General features: G+C 25.2%; 26 protein-coding genes and 1 other RNA gene. 12 read left to right on the top strand and 15 right to left on the bottom strand.

Annotated features, from left to right (window positions below):
- Positions 1-36: 36 nt before the first annotated feature.
- The 3 genes from H0H73_RS02045 to rsfS are packed head-to-tail and all read right to left on the bottom strand — an operon-like array spanning position 37 to position 3,207.
- Entirely contained in the window at positions 37-861 is an 825-nt protein-coding gene (locus H0H73_RS02045) for a phosphatidate cytidylyltransferase (protein WP_185851978.1), read from the bottom strand.
- A gap of 16 nt (positions 862-877) precedes the next feature.
- On the bottom strand, positions 878-2,836 hold the full coding sequence (gene ftsH, locus H0H73_RS02050) for an ATP-dependent zinc metalloprotease FtsH (RefSeq protein ID WP_185851979.1): 1,959 nt from the start codon (positions 2,834-2,836) through the stop codon (positions 878-880).
- 50 nt (positions 2,837-2,886) lie between these two features.
- Complete coding sequence (gene rsfS / locus H0H73_RS02055; RefSeq protein ID WP_185851980.1) at positions 2,887-3,207, bottom strand: ribosome silencing factor; 321 nt, start codon at positions 3,205-3,207, stop codon at positions 2,887-2,889.
- A gap of 110 nt (positions 3,208-3,317) precedes the next feature.
- Here rsfS and H0H73_RS02060 point away from each other — a divergent pair, with 110 nt between their 5' ends.
- Positions 3,318-4,082: a biotin--[acetyl-CoA-carboxylase] ligase gene (locus H0H73_RS02060; protein WP_185851981.1), complete on the top strand. Its 765-nt coding sequence runs from the start codon at positions 3,318-3,320 to the stop codon at positions 4,080-4,082.
- On the opposite strand, the gene H0H73_RS02065 is transcribed toward H0H73_RS02060, so the two are convergent.
- Both H0H73_RS02065 and H0H73_RS02070 read right to left on the bottom strand, forming a co-directional pair.
- Complete coding sequence (locus tag H0H73_RS02065) at positions 4,072-5,877, bottom strand: YidC/Oxa1 family insertase periplasmic-domain containing protein (protein WP_185851982.1); 1,806 nt, start codon at positions 5,875-5,877, stop codon at positions 4,072-4,074. The genes H0H73_RS02060 and H0H73_RS02065 overlap by 11 nt on opposite strands.
- Positions 5,874-7,493 (bottom strand): CTP synthase, encoded by a 1,620-nt coding sequence (locus H0H73_RS02070; RefSeq protein WP_185851983.1) that lies wholly within the window; start codon positions 7,491-7,493, stop codon positions 5,874-5,876. The genes H0H73_RS02065 and H0H73_RS02070 overlap by 4 nt, the downstream gene beginning before the upstream one ends.
- Before the next feature lie 169 nt (positions 7,494-7,662).
- Here H0H73_RS02070 and ffs point away from each other — a divergent pair.
- An RNA gene (ffs, locus tag H0H73_RS02075) (signal recognition particle sRNA small type) lies at positions 7,663-7,763 on the top strand.
- A gap of 34 nt (positions 7,764-7,797) precedes the next feature.
- A complete protein-coding gene (gene clpX, locus H0H73_RS02080) occupies positions 7,798-9,006 on the top strand; it encodes an ATP-dependent Clp protease ATP-binding subunit ClpX (protein WP_185851984.1) in 1,209 nt (402 codons plus the stop codon).
- Here the strand turns inward: clpX and obgE are convergent, their stop codons facing one another.
- The 3 genes from obgE to lpdA form a co-directional block, all read right to left on the bottom strand.
- On the bottom strand, positions 9,007-10,005 hold the full coding sequence (obgE, locus tag H0H73_RS02085) for a GTPase ObgE (protein WP_185851985.1): 999 nt from the start codon (positions 10,003-10,005) through the stop codon (positions 9,007-9,009).
- A complete protein-coding gene (locus H0H73_RS02090; protein ID WP_185851986.1) occupies positions 10,005-10,592 on the bottom strand; it encodes an adenylate kinase family protein in 588 nt (195 codons plus the stop codon). The genes obgE and H0H73_RS02090 overlap by 1 nt, the downstream gene beginning before the upstream one ends.
- Before the next feature lie 145 nt (positions 10,593-10,737).
- Complete coding sequence (gene lpdA, locus H0H73_RS02095; protein WP_185851987.1) at positions 10,738-12,132, bottom strand: dihydrolipoyl dehydrogenase; 1,395 nt, start codon at positions 12,130-12,132, stop codon at positions 10,738-10,740.
- Positions 12,133-12,250: 118 nt separating this feature from the next.
- Here lpdA and fsa point away from each other — a divergent pair, with 118 nt between their 5' ends.
- Positions 12,251-12,913, top strand: coding sequence for a fructose-6-phosphate aldolase (fsa, locus tag H0H73_RS02100; RefSeq protein WP_185851988.1), 663 nt, complete (start codon positions 12,251-12,253; stop codon positions 12,911-12,913).
- Here fsa and H0H73_RS02105 read toward each other — a convergent pair whose 3' ends face one another.
- From H0H73_RS02105 to H0H73_RS02120, 4 genes are all read right to left on the bottom strand, one after another.
- The gene (locus H0H73_RS02105; RefSeq protein WP_185851989.1) at positions 12,914-13,225 is read right to left on the bottom strand and encodes a hypothetical protein; all 312 of its coding nucleotides are present in this window, start codon (positions 13,223-13,225) and stop codon (positions 12,914-12,916) included.
- A gap of 346 nt (positions 13,226-13,571) precedes the next feature.
- Positions 13,572-14,075, bottom strand: a complete 504-nt coding sequence (locus tag H0H73_RS02110; RefSeq protein ID WP_185852500.1) for a ferritin — start codon at positions 14,073-14,075, stop codon at positions 13,572-13,574.
- Between the two features lie 13 nt (positions 14,076-14,088).
- Complete coding sequence (gene dapA / locus H0H73_RS02115) at positions 14,089-14,973, bottom strand: 4-hydroxy-tetrahydrodipicolinate synthase (RefSeq protein WP_185851990.1); 885 nt, start codon at positions 14,971-14,973, stop codon at positions 14,089-14,091.
- Between the two features lie 122 nt (positions 14,974-15,095).
- Positions 15,096-15,368 carry an RNA recognition motif domain-containing protein gene (locus H0H73_RS02120; protein WP_185851991.1) on the bottom strand — a complete coding sequence of 91 codons (273 nt, stop codon included), beginning with the start codon at positions 15,366-15,368 and terminating at the stop codon, positions 15,096-15,098.
- Positions 15,369-15,566: 198 nt separating this feature from the next.
- Here H0H73_RS02120 and pncB point away from each other — a divergent pair, with 198 nt between their 5' ends.
- From pncB to groL, 7 genes are all read left to right on the top strand, one after another.
- Positions 15,567-16,739 carry a nicotinate phosphoribosyltransferase gene (gene pncB / locus H0H73_RS02125; protein WP_185851992.1) on the top strand — a complete coding sequence of 391 codons (1,173 nt, stop codon included), beginning with the start codon at positions 15,567-15,569 and terminating at the stop codon, positions 16,737-16,739.
- 68 nt (positions 16,740-16,807) lie between these two features.
- A complete protein-coding gene (miaB, locus tag H0H73_RS02130) occupies positions 16,808-18,151 on the top strand; it encodes a tRNA (N6-isopentenyl adenosine(37)-C2)-methylthiotransferase MiaB (protein ID WP_394798676.1) in 1,344 nt (447 codons plus the stop codon).
- A gap of 17 nt (positions 18,152-18,168) precedes the next feature.
- Positions 18,169-19,410 carry a sigma-54 interaction domain-containing protein gene (locus tag H0H73_RS02135; RefSeq protein ID WP_185851994.1) on the top strand — a complete coding sequence of 414 codons (1,242 nt, stop codon included), beginning with the start codon at positions 18,169-18,171 and terminating at the stop codon, positions 19,408-19,410.
- A 34-nt stretch (positions 19,411-19,444) separates the two neighbouring features.
- Positions 19,445-19,915, top strand: a complete 471-nt coding sequence (locus tag H0H73_RS02140) for a hypothetical protein (RefSeq protein ID WP_238784348.1) — start codon at positions 19,445-19,447, stop codon at positions 19,913-19,915.
- A gap of 18 nt (positions 19,916-19,933) precedes the next feature.
- Complete coding sequence (gene secG / locus H0H73_RS02145; RefSeq protein WP_185851996.1) at positions 19,934-20,179, top strand: preprotein translocase subunit SecG; 246 nt, start codon at positions 19,934-19,936, stop codon at positions 20,177-20,179.
- 131 nt (positions 20,180-20,310) lie between these two features.
- Positions 20,311-20,589: a co-chaperone GroES gene (locus tag H0H73_RS02150; protein WP_185849508.1), complete on the top strand. Its 279-nt coding sequence runs from the start codon at positions 20,311-20,313 to the stop codon at positions 20,587-20,589.
- 48 nt (positions 20,590-20,637) lie between these two features.
- Complete coding sequence (gene groL, locus H0H73_RS02155; RefSeq protein ID WP_185851997.1) at positions 20,638-22,281, top strand: chaperonin GroEL; 1,644 nt, start codon at positions 20,638-20,640, stop codon at positions 22,279-22,281.
- 70 nt (positions 22,282-22,351) lie between these two features.
- On the opposite strand, the gene H0H73_RS02160 is transcribed toward groL, so the two are convergent.
- The 3 genes from H0H73_RS02160 to H0H73_RS02170 all read right to left on the bottom strand — a co-directional run bounded on the left by H0H73_RS02160 (position 22,352) and on the right by H0H73_RS02170 (position 25,258).
- A complete protein-coding gene (locus tag H0H73_RS02160; RefSeq protein ID WP_394798677.1) occupies positions 22,352-22,852 on the bottom strand; it encodes a KdsC family phosphatase in 501 nt (166 codons plus the stop codon).
- A 164-nt stretch (positions 22,853-23,016) separates the two neighbouring features.
- Positions 23,017-23,412 (bottom strand): DUF3276 family protein, encoded by a 396-nt coding sequence (locus H0H73_RS02165; protein WP_185851999.1) that lies wholly within the window; start codon positions 23,410-23,412, stop codon positions 23,017-23,019.
- A gap of 94 nt (positions 23,413-23,506) precedes the next feature.
- A complete protein-coding gene (locus H0H73_RS02170) occupies positions 23,507-25,258 on the bottom strand; it encodes an ABC transporter ATP-binding protein (protein WP_185852000.1) in 1,752 nt (583 codons plus the stop codon).
- Positions 25,259-25,360: 102 nt separating this feature from the next.
- Between H0H73_RS02170 and nusB the strand changes: the two genes are divergently transcribed.
- Positions 25,361-26,311: a transcription antitermination factor NusB gene (gene nusB / locus H0H73_RS02175; protein ID WP_185852001.1), complete on the top strand. Its 951-nt coding sequence runs from the start codon at positions 25,361-25,363 to the stop codon at positions 26,309-26,311.
- Positions 26,312-26,332 lie beyond the last annotated feature (21 nt).

Below are 26,332 nucleotides of genomic sequence, written 5' to 3' on the forward strand. Positions count from 1 at the left end.
TAAATCATGAATGTTTTCGTAATTTTATTTCTAAAATTAGAAAATATAAACGAGACTAGTTACCACAGTAGCTATAATAGGGATAACAAAAATAAAACTATCTAATCTATCTAAAAAACCACCATGTCCAGGAAACCAAATCCCTGAATTTTTTACCCTAAAAGATCTTTTAATGGTTGACTCCACAAGATCTCCAATAGTAGAAAAAATAGGAACAGTAAAAGACAAAATAAACCAATATTTATTTCCCCATATTTTATATAAAAAAAATCCTAGTATTATACAAAAAAAGAAACCACCAATGACTCCTTCTATTGATTTTTTAGGAGAAATAGATATAGCTATTTTTCTTTTTCCCCATTTTTTTCCTATTAAATAAGATAGAGAATCATTTGTCCATATTAAAATAAATACACCTAAAATTAATTGTTTACCATTATTAATAATCGCATATATGTAAGATGCTAAATAAAATGGCATAATAATATACACCAATCCAAAAATCATATAACTGGCTTCTACTATTTTTTCTTTATGAGAATTTTTTTTGGAAAATAATTGAATTACAAGAAAAATTATAGAATAAGGAATAAAACAAATCACATATGGAATTAATCCTTTTTCTTTTTCTATAAAAAAATCTATAAAAATAGAAAATAAAAAAAATAAAGAAGTAACTTTAATTAAAGTAATGTTTGTTTTTAATATTAGTAAAAATTCAAATAAACAAAGAAAAGATAAAATCATCATTACTATTCTAAAAGTTTTTTCTCCTTTTTCTATAGAAAAAATAATTGAAATAACATAAATCAAACCAGTAAAAAACCTTATCAGAAAATTTAAGTTTTTCTTTTTTTTCATTGTCTTTTCAATTCAATCAAGAAGAAGAAATGTTGCTAACAGAACTCAACATATCACCGATTTCATCAGGATAAGGCCTTTCTCCAAATATTTTTTTTAAATCCTCTCTAAAAATAACTTCTTTTTCCAATAATTTGTTAGCCAATATAGATAATTTTTTCTCATTGTTTTTCAATATATTTTTAGCCCTTTGATATTGTTCTGTTATAATCTTAGATATTTCTTCATCTATAATTTGAGCAGTTTTTTCACTATAAGGCTTTGAAAAAGAAAACTCATTTTGTCCTGTGGAATCATAATAAGAAATATTTCCAATTTTTTCATTTAATCCAAAAATAGCTACCATAGATTGAGCTTGTTTTGTCACTCTTTCTAAATCGTTTAAAGCTCCAGTAGAGATACTACTGAAAATAATTTCTTCTGCCGATCTTCCTGCTAACAATGCACATATCTCATCTTTCATTTGTTCTGGAGTAGTTAGTTGTCTTTCTTCAGGAAGATACCATGCTGACCCTAAAGATCTTCCTCTTGGAACTATGGTTACCTTTACTAAAGGGGCAGCATGTTCTAACAACCAACTTATTGTAGCATGTCCCGCTTCATGATAAGCGATCCGTTTTTTTTCATTTGGTTTTATTATTTTATTCTTTTTTTCTAAACCTCCAATAATACGGTCTATTGCATCAAGAAAATCTTGATTTTCTATTTGATTTCTATCTTTTCTTGCTGCAATAAGAGCTGATTCATTACAAACATTAGCTATATCTGCTCCACTAAACCCTGGAGTTTGTCTTGCTAAAAAATCTATATCTACGTTATCAGATAATACTAATCTTTTAAGATGTACACGAAATATTTCTTTTCTTTCATTTAATTCAGGTGGATCTACTAGTATAGTACGGTCAAAACGACCAGGACGAAGTAAAGCTTTATCCAAAATATCGGATCTATTAGTAGCTGCTAATACTATTACATTAGTATGAGTACCAAATCCATCCATTTCTGTTAAAAGTTGGTTTAAAGTATTTTCTCTTTCATCATTTGATCCAGCTATATTACTTTTTCCACGAGCTCTTCCTATTGCATCTATTTCATCAATGAATATTATACATGGAGATTTTTCCTTAGCTTTTTCAAATAAATCTCTCACTCTGGAAGCCCCTACTCCTACAAACATTTCCACAAAATCTGATCCTGATAAAGAAAAAAATGGAACTTTTGCTTCCCCAGCTACAGCTTTTGCTAATAAAGTTTTTCCTGTTCCTGGTGGCCCAATCAACAAAGCTCCTTTAGGGATTTTTCCTCCAAGTTTAGTATATTTTTGAGGGCTTTTTAGAAATTCTACAATTTCTTGAACTTCTTCTTTAGCTCCTTCTAAACCGGCAACATCTTTAAATGTTATTTTTACATTGTCATTTTCATCAAATAACTTAGCTCTAGATTTACCTATATTAAATATTTGACCTCCAGGGCCTCCACTAGTAGACCCTATCCTCCTAAACAAGAAAATCCAAAAAATAATTAATAATATAAAAAATATACCATAATCAAAGAAAAATTTAGTTATAGTATATTCTTGCTGATTTTTAAAATCAATAATAGTATTTAAATTATATTTTTTTTTATATTCCTCAAATTTTTTTTGAAAAAATTGTAAATCCCCTATTTCAAACTCATATTGTAATGGTTGTGTTATAAATCTTTTATCATTTTCATTATTTTTAATAATGTTTCGAGTAGGATTATTATTAAATGGTAAAAATTCTTTCTTTAAATAAACATATACTATTTCTCTATGTTTTACTATAATTTTTTGGATTTCTCCTCTAGAAAGAATATCAAAAAAAGTATCCTGATCTATTTTTCTAGGATTAGAAAAAGAAGATTTAAAAAAAAATATACCCAAAAATATAGCAAATATGACTGCATATACCCAAAAAAAGTTGTTTTTACTTTTTATTTTTTTGTCTATCATATCATATAGGTTTCTTCATTACTTAATTTTAAATAAAAACCTTAGTAATATTATGAATTATGATTCCAAAGATTTTCTATATCATAATAAAATCTCAATTGTTTTTGAAAAATATGAACAACAATAGAAATATAATCAACTAAAATCCATTCTCTATTTTTCAGCCCTTCTACATGCCAAGGTTTTTCCTCTAGGTTTTCAATCGTTATCTTTTCTATAGATTGAAAAATAGCATATACTTGATTATGAGAGTCTCCATTACAAATAACAAAATAATCACAAATAAAATTTTTATTATTTTTTAAATTTATAATAGATACATCTTTTCCTTTAACCGTTTGAATTCCTTCTATGATCTTATCTAATAACAAAACAAAAATTATTTATTTAACAAATAAGCAAGTATTTCTTTTATTAAATTTATTTCAAAAAACAAAAATAAGGTTTTCGCTTTCCTTAAAGAAGTTAAATTTAAAACATTTTGAAAAAATTTATTTGGCCTATAAATCTAATTATATTAAAAGAAATTAATTCTACAAATCAATATGCTAGAAAATATATTCATGAAAAGTATAATTGGATGGTCATTTGGACAATGAATCAAACCGAAGGAATAGGAATGAATCAAAATTTATGGTATGTAGAAAAAGAAAAAAATCTGACTTTTAGTATTATTTTTAAACCTATTCAAACTTTATATATAACAAAAATATATGCCATAAATATTATTATAAGTAATGCTATACATAAAACCTTATCTAGATATTATAATCAAAAAAATAAGGAAAAAATTTGGATCAAATGGCCTAACGATATTATTATAAATAATAAAAAAATAGGTGGCATTTTAATAGAAAATAAAATTTTTGAAAAAAAAATTCATACTACCATTATTGGTATAGGTTTAAATGTTTATCAAAAAAAACTTCAAAAAGAATGGCATGCATCTTCTTTAAAAAAGATTTTCAATCTAAATTTTGATTTAGATTATCTTTTTTATGAAATTATATATTTTATTCAAAAAGAATATCTTTTTTTTACGATTTACGGAGACAAATTTATACGAAAATATTACATTAGTCATTTATATTTAAAAGATCAAATTTCTTATTTTTATATTTATAAAACAAATAATTATATTTCAGGAATAATACGATCTATAACAGATCAAGGATTTTTAGTAATTGAATGTAATAAAAAACTCTATTTTTTTTATCATAAAGAAATAGAATTTCTTATTCCGTAGTGTTTTTATACTTTTTGTTTGATATTTTTTTGATTATGTTTTTCCAATAATTACGTTTTATAGCTTTTTTTTCTTGAATTTTTATAAGAATTTTTTTTTCATTTAACATTAATTCTTTGATAAAAAAGAAAAATCCAATGTTGATTATATTAGATATAAAATAATATAAAGACAAAGCAGATGCATAACTATTTATGAAAAATAACATTACAATAGGCATCAAATATAATAAAAAATTCATATCAGGAATAGAAGAATTATTCCCATTTTGGGAAAAATCTTTTCTTCCATCATTACTAAGTCTTGTATAAACCAACAATGCTAAAGAATACAATAAAGTTAGTAAACTTACGTGATTTCCGTAAAAAGGAATAAAAAAAGGTAATTTTAAGATTGAATCATATGAAGTAAGATCCTCTACCCATAAAAAAGATTTACCTCTCAAATTAATTATAGTAGGAAAAAATTTGAATAAAGAATAAAAAATAGGAATCTGAAATAAAGTAGAAACACAACCAGACATTGGATTAATTCCTACATTATGATATAATTCCATTATAGCTCTTTGTTTTTTGAAAACATCTTCTTTGTATTTATGATTTAATTTTTCTATTTCTGGACGAATCAATTTCATCATGGCACTTAATTTATATTGTTTATAAGTAATTGGAGATAATATAAGTTTCACAACTACAGTCATTAAAATAATAATAACTCCATAATTTAAATTGGTCTTTTCCAAAAATTGAAAAACTGTTAAAAAAAAATATTTATTGATCCATTTGAGAAAACCCCATCCAAATGGAATAATATTTTCAAATCCATTTTGATATTTTTTTAATAAATTTAAATCCAAAGGACCAAAATAAAAACGAAAAGAAAAATCCTCATTCTTCATTATATTTATAAATGTTTTCAACTGAACTTTTTTTAATATAGTCCCTGAAGAAAAATTTTCAGATTTTACAAAAACATTTTTTAATATTTTTTTTGGAATAAATATAAAAGAAAAAAATTGTTGTTTATGAGCTATCCAATTTGCTCCATATATATTTTTATCTTCTGTCTTTTTTTCAGATAAATATTTTATAGAAGCAGAATTATCCAAATCATCATTAGAATTAGAAACAGAATAATATACTTGAGTATAAGAGTTTTCCCAATCTCTGTCCTTTTCTAAGGATAAAATTTTATGTTCTAAATTGAGATAAAATCCAGATTTTTTTTCTGGATCATTAAAATCAAAATTAGTTTTAATAGAAAAACCAACATCATACTGATCTTTTTCTCCTATTGTATATATATAATCTAAAAATCCTTCTCCATAAGGATTTTTAGCTCTCATAATAAGAGTTTGTATTCCCGATATCTTATTTTTTTTTAATGAAAAAGGTTGAAAATATAATGCATTTGTATCAATATTTAATCCTTTTTGATTAAAAAAAGATAATTTGTATAAAAAACTAGAATCCTTTATTAAATAAAGATTTTTATCATGATATGATAATAAAGAATCGTATGCTCTATATTTTTTTAAAAGTACTTCATTAATTCCTCCCCCTAAACCAGAAATTTTAAGTTTTAAAACATTATTTTCTAATAGATAAAAATGATTTTTTCTTCTTTCATCCGTGATGAAAGTTTCTTTTTTTGTAAAAAATTCTTTACGATTAAAATTAAATTTTTTAGAACTACTGTTGTTAGTATTGTTGTTGAGATAAGTAAAAATTATTAGAACAAACAATATAAGAATTAATCCTGTTATAGAACTATAATCTAAATTTTTATCCTTCATATATAAGAAGAATTCTGATAAGTGATAGATACTTGTATAAAATTAGTAAATAAAGGATGTGGATTTGTTACTGTACTTTGATATTCTGGATGATATTGAACTCCCAAGAAAAAAATATGGTTTTCTAATTCTAATGCTTCTACTAAACCTGTATCCGGATTTATTCCAACTGCTTTCATTCCAGCATTGGAAAAATGTTTTAAATAATTATTATTAAATTCATATCTATGACGATGTCTTTCAAAAATTTCTTTCTTTCCTCCATAAATAGAAAATATTTTAGACCCCTCTGTAAGAGAACACTTCCAATTTCCTAAACGCATCGTTCCTCCTGTGTGAGTTAATCTTTTTTGTTTATCCATTAAACTTATTACTGGATGAGATGTGTTTGGATTTGTTTCATAACTTTCTGCTTTTTTTAATCCTAATACATTTCTAGCAAATTCTATTACAGCAATTTGCATACCTAAACATATTCCAAAAAATGGAATTTTATTTTCTCTTGCATATTTTACTGCAAGTATTTTTCCTTCTATTCCTCTATTTCCAAATCCTGGAGCAACTAAAATACCTGAAATTCCTTTAAAATATTTTTTTATATTTGTTTCTTTAATCATTTCTGAATAAATCCATTTTATATTAACATAAGTTTCATTTTCTGTTCCTGCATGAATTAAAGCTTCTGTAATCGATTTGTAAGAATCATGTAAGGAAACATATTTTCCAACCAATGCTATTTTGGTTTCAAATTTTGGATTTTTATATTTTTTAATAAAAATTTTCCATTTTTTTAAATCTGGAATAGTAATAGTAGATAAATTCAAATGATTCAATACTTCCTCATCAAAATTTTGTAAATGTAATAAATAAGGGATTTCATATATAGTTTTAGTATCTATTGATTCAATAACATGTTTCAGTTGCACATTGCAAAATAAAGCTAATTTTTTTCTAATATTATCGGATATATGTTTTTCTGTTCTACAGACTATAATGTCTGCTTGTATTCCATTTTCCATTAAATTTCTAACAGAATGTTGTGTTGGTTTTGTTTTAATTTCCCCAGTTACTACTGTAGGAAGCAATGTCAAATGAATAACCAATCCATTAAATCTTCCTAATTCCCACTTTAACTGACGGACTGATTCTATATAAGGTAAACTTTCTATATCTCCTACAGTTCCTCCTATTTCAGTAATAATAATATCATAATTTTTGGAATCTCCAATAATTTTGATCCGTCTTTTAATCTCATTAGTTATATGTGGAATGACTTGTACTGTTTTACCTAAATAATTTCCTTTCCTTTCATTATCTATTACTGTTTTATATATTAATCCAGATGTGACATTATTTTCTTTTGTTGTAGGTTGATTTAAAAATCGTTCATAATGTCCTAAATCTAAATCTGTTTCTGCTCCATCTTTAGTGACAAAACACTCTCCATGTTCATAAGGATTCAAAGTCCCTGGATCTATATTAAAATAAGGATCCAATTTTAATATAGAAACCTTATATCCTCTAGCTTTTAATAACATACCCAATGAAGCCGAAACAATTCCTTTACCTAAAGAAGAGGTAACTCCCCCCGTAACAAAAATATATTTTGTTTCCATCAAAATAAAAATAAAACAACCAAATTCAATTATTTTTAATTCTTGTAAGAATTAATAAGAACTCCATTCTATTATATATATATCTATTTAATATTTTAAAAATTTAAAAGAGAAATTATCATTCAAAAAATGAGAATTTATGATTTTTTTTTTATATTTACCAAACTTGGAGCAAGTCCTACACAATCAGCTCCCTATAACTCCTCCAGGGTGGGAACACAGCAAAGGTAATCAGGTAGTAGCGGTGTGATGTAGTAAAGCTTGCTCCTTATTTTTAAATAGATGGGAATTTAGTTTATCTCTTATGGAAGATTTGTTAAAATGTAATTTCTGTGGAAAAAATAAAAATGATATCACTTTTCTCATATCAGGAATAAATGGACATATTTGTAACTTATGTATAGAAAAAACTTATTCTATAATTCACAAGAAATTATTGGTTAAACACAAGAATAATAATGGATTTTTAAAAAAAATAAAAAAACCTAAAGAAATAAAATCTTTTCTAGATAAATATGTTGTAGGACAAAATGAAGCAAAAAAAATTATATCTGTTGCAGTTTATAATCATTACAAACGGATTCAAAAAAAAAATGAAAATAAAGATTCTAAAAACATAGAAATAGAGAAATCTAATGTATTATTGATTGGAAAAACAGGAACAGGAAAAACTTTATTAGCAAAAAGCATATCAAAACTTTTGGAAGTTCCTTTTGCTATAGCTGATGCTACATCTTTAACTGAAGCAGGATATGTAGGGGAAGATGTAGAATCTATTTTAACTAAACTATTACAATCTGTTAATTATGATGTAGATTCTGCTGAAAAAGGAATCATTTTTTTAGATGAAATAGATAAAATTTCTAGAAAAAGTAATAACCCTTCTATTACTAGAGACGTATCTGGTGAAGGGGTCCAACAAGCATTACTCAAAATATTGGAAGGATCCGTAATCAATGTTCCACCACAAGGAGGAAGAAAACATCCAGATCAAAAAATGATACAAATAAATACTGAAAATATATTATTTATAGCTGGAGGGACCTTTGATGGTATAGAAAAAATTATTTCAAACAGAATAGAAGAAATGTCTATAGGTTTTAAAACTCAAGAAAAAAGAAAAAAAAATAATGAAAAAAATTATCTAAAAAATATTCTTACTGAAGATTTAAAAAAATTTGGATTAATACCTGAAATTATAGGAAGATTTCCTATTGTTAGTTATTTAAATCCATTGAACAAAAATATGTTAAAAAAAATTTTGGTAGAACCAAAAAATGCTTTAATAAAACAATATCAAAAATTATTTGATATGGATCATGTTTCTTTAAATATTACTGACGAAGCATTAAATATCATAGTAGATAAAACCTTTCAATTAGGTATAGGGGCCAGGGGGTTAAGAACTTTTTGTGAAAAAATATTCTTAGATTATATGTTTGATATAGATAATATCCAATCAACATTAAATATAGATCAAGATATTGTAAAACAAAAATTATCTTACTCTTAATCATTCTCTAGTTTCTAATCTAATCAGATTCCATAATTTTTCTATCAATTCTGATAATCCTTCTTTTGTAAAAGAGGAAATAAAAATAATATTTTCTTTTAATTTAAAAAAACATTCTTTTATTTTTTTTTTATTCTCATCATTGATCAAATCCGATTTAGATATTGATAATAAACGTTTTTTATTTAAAAGATTAGAATTGAATTTTTTCAATTCATTTAACAAAATAAAATATTCTTTTTTTTTATCTTTTGTGTCTGAAGAAATTAAAAATAATAAAACTGAATTCCGTTCTACATGTCTTAAAAAATAATGTCCTAAACCTTTACCCTCAGAAGCTTTTTCAATAATTCCAGGTATATCAGCTGCTAAAAAAGAATTAAAATCAACATCTACCACACCTATATGTGGAATTTTAGTTGTAAAAGGAAAATTTCCTATTTTAGGTTTCGCTTTTGTAATTACAGAAAGTAAAGTAGATTTTCCAGTATTAGGAAAACCTATAAATCCTACATCAGCTAAAATTTTCAATTCTAAAAAAATCCAATTTCCTTTTGTCTTAATTCCAGGTTGTGCATAACAAGGAGATTGATAAATTGAATTTTTAAAAAAAGTATTCCCCTTACCTCCTTTTCCACCTTTAAATAAAATTTCTTTCTGAAAATTTTTGGTTATTTCCATTATTATATTTTTTTTTTCATCTTTTACTACAGTTCCTATAGGGACTTCTATTAATAAGTCCTTTCCATTTGAACCTGTTATGTTATTTCCTTTTCCCGGCAATCCTGACTTAGCTATCCAATGTTTATTATATCTTAAATGTAAAAAGGTATGAAGCTGTGAATTTCCTTGAAGAATAATATCTCCTCCTTTTCCTCCTGTCCCCCCATCAGGCCCACCTCTACTTACATATCTATCTCTATAAAAATGAATACATCCAGCTCCTCCATCTCCACTTTTGCAATAAATTTTTATAAAGTCTACAAAACAATTTTTCATTAATTTGAATATAATAAATTCATGATTTTTTCTTCTATAAAAACAGAAATTTTTTCTACAGAGAAAGAAGCATTTAATTTTATTATACTATTTTCCCATTTATGATTATTCCATATTAGAGAAGTTTCTTTATCATATTCTTTTATTCTTCTTTTAACTGTAATAATATCCGTATCATCATCACGATGACTTATTTTTCCTCTTTTTAATAATCTATTTATTATCATATTTTTTTGAATAAAAAAATAGAAAATTATATTGATTTTCCCCAAACAAAATTTTGTTAGGATTTTTTCTAAAGAAAAAATCTGATTTTTTGTTCTAGGATACCCGTCATAGATAATTCCTTTAGCCTTAAAATGTTTTTGAATTTCTATGTTTAACATGTTTGTAGTAATCATATCAGGAACTAATATTCCTTTGTTTATATAAAAACTAGCTATTTTTCCTAAATTAGTTTTTCTTTTCATATGATCTCTGAATATCATTCCAGTAGATAGGTGAATGAGACCAAATTTATTTGATATGATTTTAGCTTGAGTTCCTTTTCCACAACCCGGTGGGCCAAACAATATAATATGTATCATAACATAAAACAATAAAAATTATGAATTTCATATAAAGAAAACACAATAGCAGTAGATATAGATCTATCCGGACTAATTCAGTACACAACAAAATAATATATGTGTGGAAATATAGATAAGTGTATTTCTTAATTGATAAATTTATTTATAAATGAATAGCTTTACCATAAGCGTTAGCTATAGATTCTATAATTGATTCACTTAATGAAGGATGAGGATGGATGCTACTCAAAATCTCATAGCTAGTTGCTTCTAATTTTCTAGCAACTACTACTTCTGAAATTAAATCTGTCACATGATTTCCTATCATATGGCATCCTAACCATTCATCATATTTATCGTCAAAAATTACTTTTACAAAACCATCAGTATTCTCATCAGAAATAGACCTACCTAAAGCGCTAAAAGGAAATTTCCCTATTTTTATTTGAAATCCTTTTTCTTTCGATTCTTTTTCTGTGTAACCTGTTGAAGCTATTTCAGGAAATGAATAAACACATTTCGGAACATTATTATAATCTATTTTTTGACAATTTAAACCTTTTATATTTTCAATGCAATTTATTGCCTCATGCGATGCAACATGAGCTAAAGAATGAGTCTTAATAACATCTCCAATAGCATAATATCCATCTATATTCGTTCGATAATTTCCATCTACAACTATAGATCCTTTTTCTGTTTGAATTCCTATTTCTTCCAATCCAATATATTTAATATTGGGAACAACACCTATAGCGTATAGGACCGTATCTGCTTTTAAAACAATATTTTCTAATGATGTTGTTTTAATATCAACAATGATTTCATCATTATTATAAGTAATTTGATTTATACTGGAAGATACATAATTCTTAATTCCTATTTTATCGAAAGAATATTTTAAATAATCAGATATATCATCATCTCCATTAGGAAATAATTTGGGACATATTTCTATGATAGTAACTTTCGTCCCCATAGAATGATAAAAATAAGCAAATTCCAATCCTATAGACCCAGAACCTATAATTATCATTTTTTTTGGTAATGAAGATAAGGATAGAGCCTCTTTATATGTTATAATTTTTTTTCTGTTATATTGAAATTTTGGATCTACTTTAGGAATTGCACCAGTAGCAATAATAATATGTGAAGCAGAATATTCTGCTATGCTTTTTTCATTTTTAAAAATTTCTATTTTTTTCTTTTTTTTTAAACGTGCATTTCCATAAACAACATGAATTCCATTTTTTTTCATTAAAAATGAAACTCCTTTTTTTATTTGATCAACGATTCTTCTACTTTTAGAAATAATCCTAGGATAATCTATTTCAAGATCTTTATTTTTTATACCAAATAATTCACCATTTTTTTTTATAGATTGTAAAATTTTTACGCTATTCAAAAGTGATTTAGTAGGAATACAGCCCCAATTTAAGCATACTCCTCCAATAGATTCTTTTTCCACTACAGCTGTTTTCATTCCAAGTTGTGCTGCGCGTATGGAAGCTACATAACCTCCAGGTCCACTTCCTAAAACAATAACATCAAAATGCATAATCACAATATAAATAAAACATTTTAAATAAATTTACGAATTTTTAGATTTAATATTAAATTATAAAAAAACAATAAAATTTCTATTTTTTACTGAAAATATTATAAATTTGTTTATTATGAAATTTTTTATAGATACAGCTAACTTAAAAGAAATTGATGAGGCAAGATCATTGGGTATCTTAGATGGGGTTACAACAAATCCATCTTTGATATCAAAAGAATCTGTTTCCAATCAAAAAGAAATTCATAAACATTATATATCTATATGCAAACGTTTAGAAAATGACGAAAATATAAGCGCAGAAGTTATCAGCAGCGATTATGATGATATGATTCAAGAAGGAGAAAAACTTTCTCTTCTACATCCAAGAATTGTAGTGAAAGTCCCCATAACAAAAAATGGGATCAAAGCTATTAAACATTTTTCTAACAAAAAAATTAAAACCAATTGTACTCTTGTTTTTTCTACAGGACAAGCTCTTCTAGCGGCAAAAGCTGGCGCTAATTATGTTTCTCCGTTTATAGGGAGATTAGATGATATATCTCATAACGGATTAGGCTTAATAAGAGAAATAAAAAATGTATATGAAAACTATCACTTCAAAACAAAGATATTAGGAGCTTCCATTCGACATCCTTTACATATCATAGAATGTTCTAAAATTGGAATACATGCAGTTACTTCTCCTATAAGTGTAGTTTATTCTTTATTGAACCATCCCTTAACCGATATAGGATTAGAAAAATTTATAAAAGATTTTCATAAAAAAATAAAATAATTAAATTTTTATTTTTCCGTCTAATAAATATTGAATAGAAATAGATGTAGATTTTGGAAGTTTTTCATAAAATCTAGATAATTCAATTTGCTCTTTATTTTCAAAAATTTCTTCTAAATTATTTTTATTCAGAATATTGAATTCTTCTAACTTAGTGTACAAATCCTCTTTGATTTTGTTGTTTATTTTTTTACTTATTTTTTCTAAAATACATATAGTTTCATATATGTTTTTTCCAGATTTCTTTTCTAGCTGAACTCGATCTATAGTTTCTGTATTTATTGGAGCATCAATCTCTCTTAAAAAATTCATAAAGAGTAACAAGTTATAATCATTTTAATTTTTTATACAAAATTTTTAATTTATTTGCATTATAAGAATATGGAAACTTTATCTTTTCTTTTTATATTATAATAAAGTTAATATTGGGAAACACAAACTGGAAAATCATTGATAATGATCTTGAAAGTAAATCAAATAAGCTTGATATCTATGCATTTATGCATTAAAAAATTAAGAATTAGCTTAAGTAATCTATAGGTTTCTTTAATTTTTGAACTATCAGGATAGTCTTTAATAAAGCTGATTAAATTTTATAATTGCAATAGAGATCTTCGTTTTATATAAATCAAAATTTTATGATTCTGAATAATTCTAATCACAATTTTATATTTTTATGAGAACTTTTCATATCTTTATCAAATAAATACAATCCTCCTTTATCTTCTCCTATTAATTCTATTTTATCTAAAATCGTTTTACTTAAAGCTTCTTCTTCAATCTGTTCTTCAACATACCATTGTAAGAAATTATATGTAAAATAATCTTTTTCTTGTAAAGAAATTTCCACTAAAAAATTTATTTCCTTGGAAATTTTTTTTTCATGCTCCAATAATTTCATAAACAATTCTTTTAGAGAAATGTATGTTGTATTTACATGTAATAAATCATATAAAATAACATTTCCTCCTCTTTTATTAATATATCTAATTAACTTTAACATATGAATCCTTTCTTCATTAGAATGATCATATAAAAATTCACATATTCCTTCGTAACCTTTTCTTTCAACCCAAGTTGCCATAGATAAATATAATTGAGAAGATTCTAATTCTCTATTTAACTGTTTTATTAATCCTTTTTGTATCTTTTCACTGAACATATTTTTCAATTACTTATTTAATATTTTTTTTTAATGAAAATAACATCTTTTCTCTTAAAGATGGAGTTCCAACTAATAATGGTAATCTCACATATGAATTACATATTCCGATTATATCTAAAAAAGTTTTTATTCCTGTCGGATTTCCTTCTTCATAAATAAGATCTATTATTTTAATAATATTGTAAAAAATAGAAAAAGCTTTTTTTACATTATTATTTCTTGCTAAAGATATCATATTAGAAATTTTTTTAGGAAATCCTTGAGCAATTACGGAAATAACTCCTTCTCCTCCACCTAATACTACAGGTAAGGTTATAAAATCGTCTCCTGATATGACACTAAAATTTTCTGGTTTTTTTTCCAAAATTTTATAAGACTGTAAAATATTCCCAGATGCTTCTTTTATCCCTATTATATTTTTGAAATCATAAGCTAAACGTAAAACAGTATCTGGTATAATATTAGATCCTGTTCTTTTAGGAACATTATATAGAATAATATCTGCCTCTGTACAACAAGAAATAGATTTAAAATGTTGATATACACCTTCTTGAGAAGGTCGATTATAATAAGGAGAAACTGAAAGAATAGCATAAAAATCCGATAAATTTTTTATGCTATTTATTTTTTTTATAACATCTTCTGTGTTGTTCCCTCCTATTCCCAATATTAAAGGAAGTTGTTTATAATTAGCTTTTTGAATACATTTCACAATATCCCATTTTTCTTCCTTTTTTAAGGTAGCCGTTTCTGCTGTAGTTCCTAATGCAACCAGATAATCTACATTATTATCTATAACGTATTTTACAAGTTTTTCCAGTCCATTGAAGTCAACTTTTCCATCCTTTTTAAAAGGAGTAACTAACGCTACACCTGTTCCATATAATTTTTTCATAGATTAGTTTACTACATTTTATATATATGATAAATATTGTTATTATTTTATGGTTGATTTATTTGATATTATTATATATAAATAATTAAAAAAACAGATGTAAGCGCACATAAATACAATGACTAATAATCTTTCTTTATTCTTGGTCTAGCTGCAGACACAATAATATTTCGACCCATAAACTCTGTGCCATTTAATTTTTCTATAGCTTGTTTAGCGTTTTCTTCATTAGACATTTCTATAAATCCAAACCCTTTACTCCTTTTACTTGATGTAGATTCATCAAAAATTATCTTAGCATGAGTAACTTCTCCCACAGATTCAAAATATTTTTTTAATTCTTGTTCTGTCATATCATAAGATAAATTCCCAACGTATAGTTTCGTATTGTCCATATTAAAAATAAATTGTTTTAAAAGCAAATTTAGAGAAATATTTTTTCTAAAAAAGAAAAATATATTACTTGATCTAAAAGCAGTTAAAATAATGATTTATTTTGTTATTTCTAAATAAAAAAAACTAAAAAATAAAATTTTATAAAATTTTATGTTAATTTGAAAAATTTTTTTCAATAATTATAAAGAATATCTTTAATGAATAATTTTTCTATTGTATCATCATTATTGGATAATGATTTTTATAAATTTACAATGCAAAATGCTGTAATTAAATTATTTCCATTGGCAAAAGCTAAATATGAATTTATAAATAGAGGACGACACTCTTTTCCTAAAAATTTTGATAAAATCCTGAAAGAAAATCTAAATAAAATGGCTTATTTAAAACTTTCAAATGAGGAACGAATTTTTTTAGAAAAATATTGTCCTTATTTAGATTCTTCTTATTTAGATTTTTTAAATAAATATCAATATAATCCAAAAGAAGTAAACATATTTCAAAAAGGTGAAAATATACAAATGCATATAGAAGGATTATGGAGCAGTACTATATTATGGGAAGTTCCTTTAATGGCAATCATATCTGAATTATATTATAAACTAACAGGAGCTAAGAAAATATCGGAAAAAAAAGTCACAAGTATAACAAAAGAAAAATTAAAAACATATAAAAAATTACAAGTTAGAATTGGAGAATATGGCACAAGAAGAAGGTATTCTTATAAAATCCATAAATTAGTTTTAAAAATATTAACAGAGGAAGGAAAGCCTTTTTTCATGGGAAGCAGTAATGTACATTTTTCTCATATTTTTTCAATAAAACCAATAGGAACTCAAGGACATGAATGGATTATGTTTCATGCAGCAAAATACGGATTAAACATAGCAGACCGTATAGCTATGGAAAATTGGTTAAATATTTACGGAAATAATTTGGGAATAGCTTTATCTGATACATATACTTCTCCAATTTTTTTCAAAAACTTTAATAAAAAACTTTCAAATATTTTTAAAGGAGTAAGACATGATAGTGGTGATCCTATTTTTTTTGCCAAAGAAACTATAAAACATTATAAAAAATTCAAAATAAATCCTGTAAGAAAAAAAATTATATTTTCAGATAATCTCAATCCATGCAAAATCGCTTATATTTCTTCTTTTTGTAAAAAAAAAATAAATACTTTTTTTGGAATCGGAACTAATTTTACTAATGATGTAGGTTATCCTTCCATGAATATTGTCATAAAAATGGTAAAAGCTCTTCCAAAAAAAAAATGGATATCAGTAGTAAAACTTTCTAATGTTAAAGAAAAATCCACGGGGAAAAAAAACATGATTTTTTTAGCAAAAAAAATTCTTCATATATAAGAAATAATTTTTATTTATTCATGTCATAATGACATTATGTATTTTTATTGTGTATATATTTAAAAAATATGTATATGAAAAACAAAAGTTTTTATATCGAAAATTATGGTTGTCAAATGAATATATCAGATAGCGATATTGTTACTTCTATTTTATTGAAAAATAATTTTTTGTTATCTGAAAACTTAGAAAAAGCAAATATAATTTTATTAAATGCTTGTTCTATTCGAGAAAAAGCAGAATTGACGATCAAAAAAAGATTGGAAAAATTAAAGTTTTTTAAAAAGAAAAAAAAAATTTGTATTGGAATTATAGGATGTTTTTCAAAACAAATAAAAAATTTGTTTTTACAAGAAAAAATGGTAGATTTTTTTGTAAATCCAGATTCTTACAGAGAAATACCTAATTTTATTCATTATTTTATAATGGGAAAGCAATATTCTCATACGGCTAAAAAAAATGAAACTTATGCAGATATAAGTCTTATAAAAAAAAATAATAAAAAAATAACAACTTTTTTAAGTATAACAAGAGGTTGTAACAACATGTGTACATTTTGTATCGTACCTTTTACCAGAGGGAGAGAAAGAAGTAGTGATCCATATTCCATAATTAAGGAATGTAAACGTTTATATCATGATGGATATAAAGAAATCACTCTTTTAGGACAAAATGTAGATTCTTATCTATGGATAAAAGAAGATATGATTAAAAATCAAAAAAATATTGTAGATTTTTCCCGTCTTTTAGATCTTTTAGCTCAAGAAATTCCCTTTATCAGAATTAGATTTTCTACATCTAATCCTCATGATATGTCTGATAAAGTTATAAAAGTAATTTCTAAACATAGGAATATCTGTAAACATATTCATTTACCTGTTCAATCTGGAAGTAACAAAATACTAAAATTAATGAACAGAAAATATACACGGGAACAATATCTTTCTTTAGTTAAAAAAATTAAAAATATTATACCTGAATGTTCTATTTCTCATGATATTATTACTGGATTTTGTAATGAAAGTGAAAAAGACCATCAGGAAACTATAAGTTTAATGAATGAAATAAAATATAATTATGGATATATGTTTTCTTATTCTCCTAGACCTGGAACTTATGCATATAGAAAATTAAAGGATAATGTCCCTAAAGATGTAAAAAAAAGACGATTAATAGAAATTATTGATTTACAAAGAAATCATTCATTTTATAGAATGCAAGAGCATTTAGGAAAAATAGAAGAAGTTTTAATAGAAGGAGAATCAAAGAAAAATAATAAATATTGGTATGGGAGAAATACACAAAATCTGATTATAGTATTTCCTAAAAAGGACCTAAATATAGGAGATTTGGTTCATGTAGAGATTACAGATACTACATCTGCAACTTTAATAGGAAAGCTTTGTAAGTGATGTAAAAAAATAAAAACATGGAATCCATCTTTATCCAAAATATAAAAAAAAAATTTGGTATCATTGGATATGATTACGCTTTGCATAGAGCTTTAGAAAAGGTAATACAAGTAGCTCCTACTGATATTTCAGTATTGGTTCTTGGAGAAAGTGGAGTAGGGAAAGAATTTATACCAAAAATTATTCATCAATATTCTTGTAGAAAACATCACGCTTATATTGCCGTAAACTGTGGAGCTATTCCAGAAGGAACTATTGATAGTGAACTTTTTGGACATGAAAAGGGGTCTTTTACAGGAGCAACAAGTATGCGTAAAGGTTATTTTGAAGGAGCAAATGGAGGTACTATATTTTTAGATGAAGTAGGAGAATTACCTTTAACTACGCAAGTTCGTCTTCTTAGAATATTGGAATCTGGAGAATTTATTAAAGTAGGATCCTCTAAAATTCAAAAAACCAACATACGTATTGTTGCTGCTACTAATTTGAATATGGTAGAATCTATACAAAAAGGAAAATTTAGAGAAGATTTATATTATCGTCTAAATACAGTTCAGATCAATGTTCCTCCTTTACGTTTCCGTAAAAATGATATAAAATTCTTATTTAAAAAATTTTCCAATGATTTTGCAGAAAAATATCATATGCCTCCAGTAAAGCTTACTGAAGAATCTTTAAAATATTTGGAAAATTATTCTTGGCCTGGTAATATCAGACAATTAAAAAATCTTATAGAACAAATTTCTGTAGTGGAAACTAAACGTGAAATTTCTATAGAAAAATTAAAAGAATATATTCCAGAAAATATTCCATCGATATCTTTTTCTAATAATGTTATAGAAACATCTTTTCATGATAGAGAAAGAGATTTTCTTTATAAAATTCTATTTGACATGAAAAAAAATTTGAATGATTTAAAAAATATTACATTTCAATTAATTAAAAATAATTCTAACACTAGATTTATTGAAGAAAATCAACCTCTTATGGAAAAAGTTTTTGGAAAAATGATTCATAATAGAGAAGATTCAATTTTTCAATTAGAAGATTCATCTAAATCTGAAGAAGATTTAGACTATGAAGAAGTAGAAGAAGATTTATCTAAAAATGAACTATCTTCTTTTTCTTTACAAAAAAAAGAAATTGAATTTATACAAAAAGCTTTGAAGAAAAATAATGGAAAAAGAAGAAAAGCTGCAAAAGAATTAGGAATTTCAGAAAGAACATTATACAGAAAAATTAAACAGTATGGTTTATAAAAAATTTTTTTTTGTTTTTATTTTCATATTTTTTATGACAATTACAATTAGTTGTTATCATTCATCTATTTCATCATTTTTTGATACAAAAAAAACAATAGAGATCGGGGAATTTTCAGAAAATATTAATATACCTAGGAGATCCATTTCATTTGATTTTAAAAAAAGTATTGAAGATTATATTATGAAACATAATCCTTCCAATTTAGTCCTAAGGAATGGAGATGTTGTATTAGAAGGTGTATTTTTGAATTACGCAATTATACCATTGGATAATTTTCCGTTGAAAAAAATTAAAGTGACAGCAAAAATATATTACATAGATAATTCTGAACCAGAAAAAAATTGGGAAGAATCTTTTGTTGTATCTGAAGTATTTTTCAATAATAAAAAAAATCTTTTTTCTAAAAAAATTATTGATAAAATTATAGAAAAATTAACAATTCAAGTATATCATAAAATATTTCACGATTCTAATGATGATTGGTCGTATAGTAAAAAATAAGCATAGAATATCATAATTATGGAAAATATATCCATAATCATATTTGGTTTTTTTATTATTATAGTATGTCTTTTACTTATATTGGTTATTTTAATACAAAACCCTAAAAAAGAAAGTATTCATCAATCTTTTATGGATAAGAATTTTAGATTTTTTGGAATTAAGAGAACGAACACATTTTTGGAAAATGTTACTTGGTTTTTATCCATTGTTATATTTTTTTTGATTCTATTTTTCAATTTTTTACTAAAATCAAAATATTGAATCGAATTGAATAAGTATGTCATAATGACATTCAACAATATTGATTAAATGAAAAAAATTTAAATTTTTTCATTTGGCATGTTTTTGGCTTTGAACGATTAGAACTGTTAACCTTAAAAATTATTTATAATATGGTGGAAGTAAAGATTAAACCTTTAGCAGATCGTGTTCTTGTGCAACCTGATCCTGCTGAAACAAAAACCGCTTCAGGTATTATTATTCCTGATACAGCAAAAGAAAAACCACAAAAAGGGACTATAATAGCAGTAGGGAAAGGGAAGAAAGATGAACCTATGAATTTAAAAGAAGGAGATAGAGTTTTATATGGAAAATATTCTGGTACAGAATTAAAATGGGAAGGAGAAGAATATCTCATCATGCGAGAATCTGATGTTATAGCTATCATATGATTCATATAATTTATTCAATAAGACAAATTCATTAAAATTTAAAAAATTATGGCAAAAGATATTAAATTTGATATTGAAGCGAGAGATAAACTAAAAAAAGGAGTAGATGCATTAGCAAATGCTGTGAAAGTGACTTTGGGACCAAAAGGTCGTAATGTTGTATTGCAAAAGTCCTTTGGAGGACCTCAAGTAACTAAAGATGGAGTTACTGTTGCTAAAGAAATAGAATTAGAAGACTCTATAGAAAATCTTGGAGCTCAAATGGTTAAAGAAGTCGCCTCTAAGACTAATGATGTAGCTGGAGATGGGACTACAACTGCTACTGTATTAGCTCAAGCTATTGTTAGAGAAGGATTGAAAAATGTAGCAGCTGGAGCTAATCCTATGGATTTAAAAAGAGGGATAGATAAAGCTTTAGAAGTGGTCATATTGGATCTTAAAAGACAATCTAGAGAAGTTGGGGGAAATACGGAAAAAATAAAACAAGTGGCTTCTATTTCTGCAAATAACGATGAAAAAACTGGAGCTTTGATAGCTGATGCTTTTGAAAAAGTAGGAAAAGAAGGAGTTATTACTGTTGAAGAGGCGAAAGGGACAGATACATCTGTAGATGTAGTGGAAGGAATGCAATTTGATAGAGGGTATCAATCTCCTTATTTCGTTACAAATACTGAAAAAATGATAACAGAATTTGATCAACCTCAAATTTTATTATCTGATAAAAAAATAGCAGCAATGAAAGATTTGTTGCCTATATTGGAACCTGTAGCTCAATCCGGAAAACCTCTGTTAATTATTTCTGAAGAAGTAGAAGGAGAAGCATTAGCTACATTAGTAGTCAATAAAATCAGAGGTACTTTGAAAGTAGCAGCGATTAAAGCTCCTGGATTTGGAGATAGAAGAAAAGCTATGTTGGAAGATATTGCTATTTTAACCGGGGGGACTGTGATTTCTGAGGAAATAGGAAGTAAGTTGGAGGATGTGAAATTACATATGTTAGGAAAAGCGGAAAGAGTTATTATAGATAAAGACAATACTACTATAGTAAATGGAGGAGGAAACAAAAAAGATATAAGAGCACGAGTAGATCAAATTAAAGCTCAAATAGAATCCACAACATCAGATTATGATAAAGAAAAATTACAAGAACGTCTTGCAAAATTAGCTGGAGGGGTAGCCGTTCTTTATGTAGGAGCAGCTTCTGAAGTTGAAATGAAGGAAAAAAAAGATCGAGTAGATGATGCTCTAAATGCTACTAGAGCAGCAGTAGAAGAAGGAATAGTAGCAGGAGGTGGAGTCGCTTTGGTCCGTGCTATCAAATCTTTAAACGAAACAACAGGAGATAATTCAGATCAAGATACTGGAATACAAATAGTTAGAAGATCTCTTGAAGAACCTTTACGTCAAATTGTAGCTAATGCAGGAGGAGAAGGTTCTGTAGTTGTAGCTAAAGTAGCAGAAGGAAAAGGCGATTTTGGATATGACGCTAAAATTGGTGAATATAAAAATATGATAGTAGAAGGAATTATAGATCCAACTAAAGTAGCTAGAGTTGCATTGGAAAACGCAGCTTCTGTATCAGGAATGTTGTTAACTACTGAATGTGTTGTTACAGAAATAAAGAAAGACGAATCTAATGCTGCACCTCCAATGCCAGGAGCTGGAGGAGGAGGAATGGGTGGAATGATGTAAGAAAAAATTCAAAAAAAAATAGTGTCTTATTTTAGGCACTATTTTTTTAATTAAAAATCTTTCTAATTTCTTAATACCAGTTTTTCTGAATTTTTAAAGTTTGTTCAATGACGTCTCTTACACATCCCCTTCCCCCTTTTTTTGGGGAAATATACTTAGATACATCTTTAACTTCTTGAACCGCATCTATTGGAGAACAAGGCAATGCTACAGACTTCATTATCTCAATATCAGGAATATCATCTCCCATATAGAGAACTTTTTTCTTAGTAATATTCAAAATATTGCAATATTCATCCAAATATTTTTTTTTATTATCTACTCCTTGATAAATATAACGAATATTTAATCCTCTCAAACGTCTAAAAACCATCAAATCAGATCCTCTTGTTATAATACATAAATTATATCCTTTTTTTTTTGCCAATTGCATTGCATATCCATCTTTAGCAAACATTTGTCTAACCAGATTTCCATCTGGAAATAAATTCAAAGTACAGTCAGTCAATACTCCATCTACATCAAATATGAAAGTATTAATATCATTCATTATACTTATATAATTTTTCATATATTCCATTAAACATAATAAAAATAATCACCTTATTTCATTCATAGTCGTTTTATATTAATTATATATAGAAAATAACTAAAATACTTAATCAAATAAAATTTAAAAAAATAAAATTATAAAATTAACGACATCCTAATCTAATAATCATTTTTTATATGACATTAAATATCTTCAAAATTAAGATTTGTAAAATTTTTTATTTCTGATGTCTTTTTTTGTTGTACATCCTTCATTTCTTGATTGTATGTAGTATGATTTTTAAAATCTTTTTGATGTCGTTCTGAAATAACTTCTCTTCCCTTTTCATTAATAATAAATCGAATCATATCATCAAGTATGCTTTGGAACTTGGAAAAATCTTCTTTGTACAAATAAATTTTGTGTTTTTTATAAGTTATTTCTCCTGTTTCAGTAAAATTTTTCTTACTTTCAGTTATAGTCAAATAATAATCACCAGCTCTTGTTTCTCTAGCATCAAAAAAGTAAGTACGACTACCAGTTTTTAGAGTTCGTGAACAAATTTCATTTCTTTCTTTGATATTTTCTTTTTCGTCCATTTCAAAAAATATTATAATCCTAATTAAGCAAATCTAAACAAAAAAAATGGTCCATACTATTTTTTTTATTATAATTATTCAAAATTAATTTTGACTAAAAAATATTATGATCTTCAATTTTGTATATTTTTCCGTTTTTCAAAACAATAAACAAATCGAAATCAGAAATATAGGAAGTATCATGAGTTATAATAATAATAGTGCTATATTTCATTTTTTCTTTAACATAACGAATGATTGATTTTCTAGTTTTTTGATCTATAGCAGAAAAACTGTCATCAAATATAAGAATTTTTGGGCTTTTTATGATAGCTCTGGCTATACATATTCTTTGTTTTTGACCTCCAGATAAAGTAATTCCTCTTTCTCCTATAATGGTTTCATATCCATTTTTAAAATTTAAAATATCATTTTCTATCATAGCGATTCTAGCTGCATCATATACTTTATATGGAGCAACTTTATACACACTTCCTAAAGCTATATTATTATAAATAGAATCTGAAAAAAGAAAAGATTCTTGAGGAACATAACCAATGTTGTTTCTAAAATCATATAAATTATGATTTTTTAAAGATAAATTGTCTATTAATATCTTTCCTTTATACGGATCATATAAACGAGAGATTAATCTTCCTATAGTTGTTTTTCCTGATCCTGTTTCTCCTGTTAAAATTAAAGTTTTTCCTTTCATTAAAGTAAATGATATCTTATTAACTATAAGTGTATGATTTCGATTTTTTTGTTTTATATCATGCTTACTGACACTGTTATAGTAAAAAAAACTCACATTTTTAAATTGAATTTTTCCAAAAATTTTTGTTTTTATCAAATTATTATTCAATATTTCAGGTTTTTCTTTCAAAAATTCACTAATACGAGTTTGCGATACTTTAGCTCTTTCTGAAATAGAAACTACCCATCCTAATATAATAAAAGGAAAGATTAAAACATTGATATATGTAAAAAATTCAGCAATAGTTCCAATTTCTTTTATTTCTCCTTCAAAGTATTTTTTACCACCAAAAAAAAGAATTAATAAATGACAAGTTCCTATGAAAAATATAATAATAGAAGATAATAAAGTGTCAATTCTAGCTAATTCTATATTTTTTTTTTGATATTTTAATATAATTTTTTTATGTTTTTCTTGAAAAAAAGATTCTGATACAAATGATTTAATAATATGAATTCCTGAAAAAGTTTCTTGTATAAAAGAACAGATAAGAGACTGACAAGTTTGAACCTCTTCGCTTTTATTTGTGATATAAACACTAAGATAATAGATAGAAATAAAAAGAATAGGAATGGGCAAAATTACATAGAAAGTCAATATTTTGTTAATTCGTAACATTTGCATAAAAACCATAAAAAAAAGAGTTATAAGATTTAAAAAATACATCATTCCAGGACCTATATATTGTCTTATAAAAGAAACATCCTCTGTAAGACGATTCATTAAATCTCCTGTAGAATTTTTTTTATAAAAAGACAAACTTAATTTTTGATAATGTGAGAAAATTTCATTTTTTATATCAAATTCTATCATTCTAGATGTAGTAATTATACATTGTCGCATATGATATTTGACAAATCCACCTATAATCGGAACTATCAATATAATACTGGTATAAATACAAATATCTTTTTTTAAAGATAGAGAAAGAGAATTTGATGTATTTGAAAAATCTGTAAATATATTTTTTATGGTATTAACAGACTTTCCTATATAAGGAATAGGAAGTAGAGTTAAAATATTTGATATTAAAATTAGTAAAAATCCTATACACAAACGTAATTTGTACCTTTGACAGTATCTTTTGCTAAAAGCAAATAAACCACTCATATAACACACAAAAATACAAACTTTTTAAGTTTGATTTTTTATTTATATAATTGTACGAAAAATTTTGTCGTGCATAGAAAATCAACATGATTATAACAAAAAATGTCAATCAGACGACACTTTAGAATAAGAAGTTTACAATTTTTATATGCTCAACATTTATCTAAAATGGATTCAAATAAAGTTGAAGCAAATATGCTTCAAAGTATTGAATCATTGCACAATCTGTATATTTTTCTTCTCTACTTAATTCTAAAAATTAGAGAAAAAGCTTTAAAAAAAATAAAAAAAAACTTACATGATGATAGTCAAACAGATATTATACAAAAAGTTGCATATAATTCAGTGATAAAAATATTATCTAAAAATAAATATTTAATAGAAGAATATCGTTCTACAAGAAAAAAAGATTCAGGAAAAATTTTATGGAATCAACAAGACGAATATATTTTTCTTTTATTGAAGGAAATGCAAAAATCAAATTTTTGTAAGAAATTTTCTTTTAGAGTATCATGTTCTTCATTTGAAGAAGAAAAAAGATTTATAATAAAATATTATAAAAATTTTGTAATTCCCAATAAAAAATTAATAGAAAATATAGAAGATTTCTATTATTTTAATGGAGAAGAAGATTTATACATAGCTCATACTATGGTATGTAAAACTTTACAGTTTATTAATCATTCTACTCCTAAAAATTTTAAATTATATAATATTTATAAAAACAATGAAAATAAAAAATTTATCATCGATTTGTATCGAAATACAATTTTTCATAAAGAAGAATTTAATAATTTAATTAATGATACATCAAATAATTGGGATATAAAAAGAATAGCAGTTATAGATTTAATTATATTGCAAATGGCTATTTGCGAATTTTTATATTTTCCAAATATACCTCCTAAAGCAACTATGAATGAGTATATAGAAATTACAAAAATATTTTGTATGGAAAAAAGTAAAATTTTTATTAATGGTATATTAGATCAAATATTTAAATTTTTGTATAAAGAAAATAAAATATTCAAAATAGGAAAAGGACTCATGTAAACTTACTTAAATAAAATATTA

Origin of the sequence: Blattabacterium cuenoti (assembly GCF_014251335.1) — a bacterium.
Lineage (GTDB): Bacteria > Bacteroidota > Bacteroidia > Flavobacteriales > Blattabacteriaceae > Blattabacterium > Blattabacterium cuenoti_G.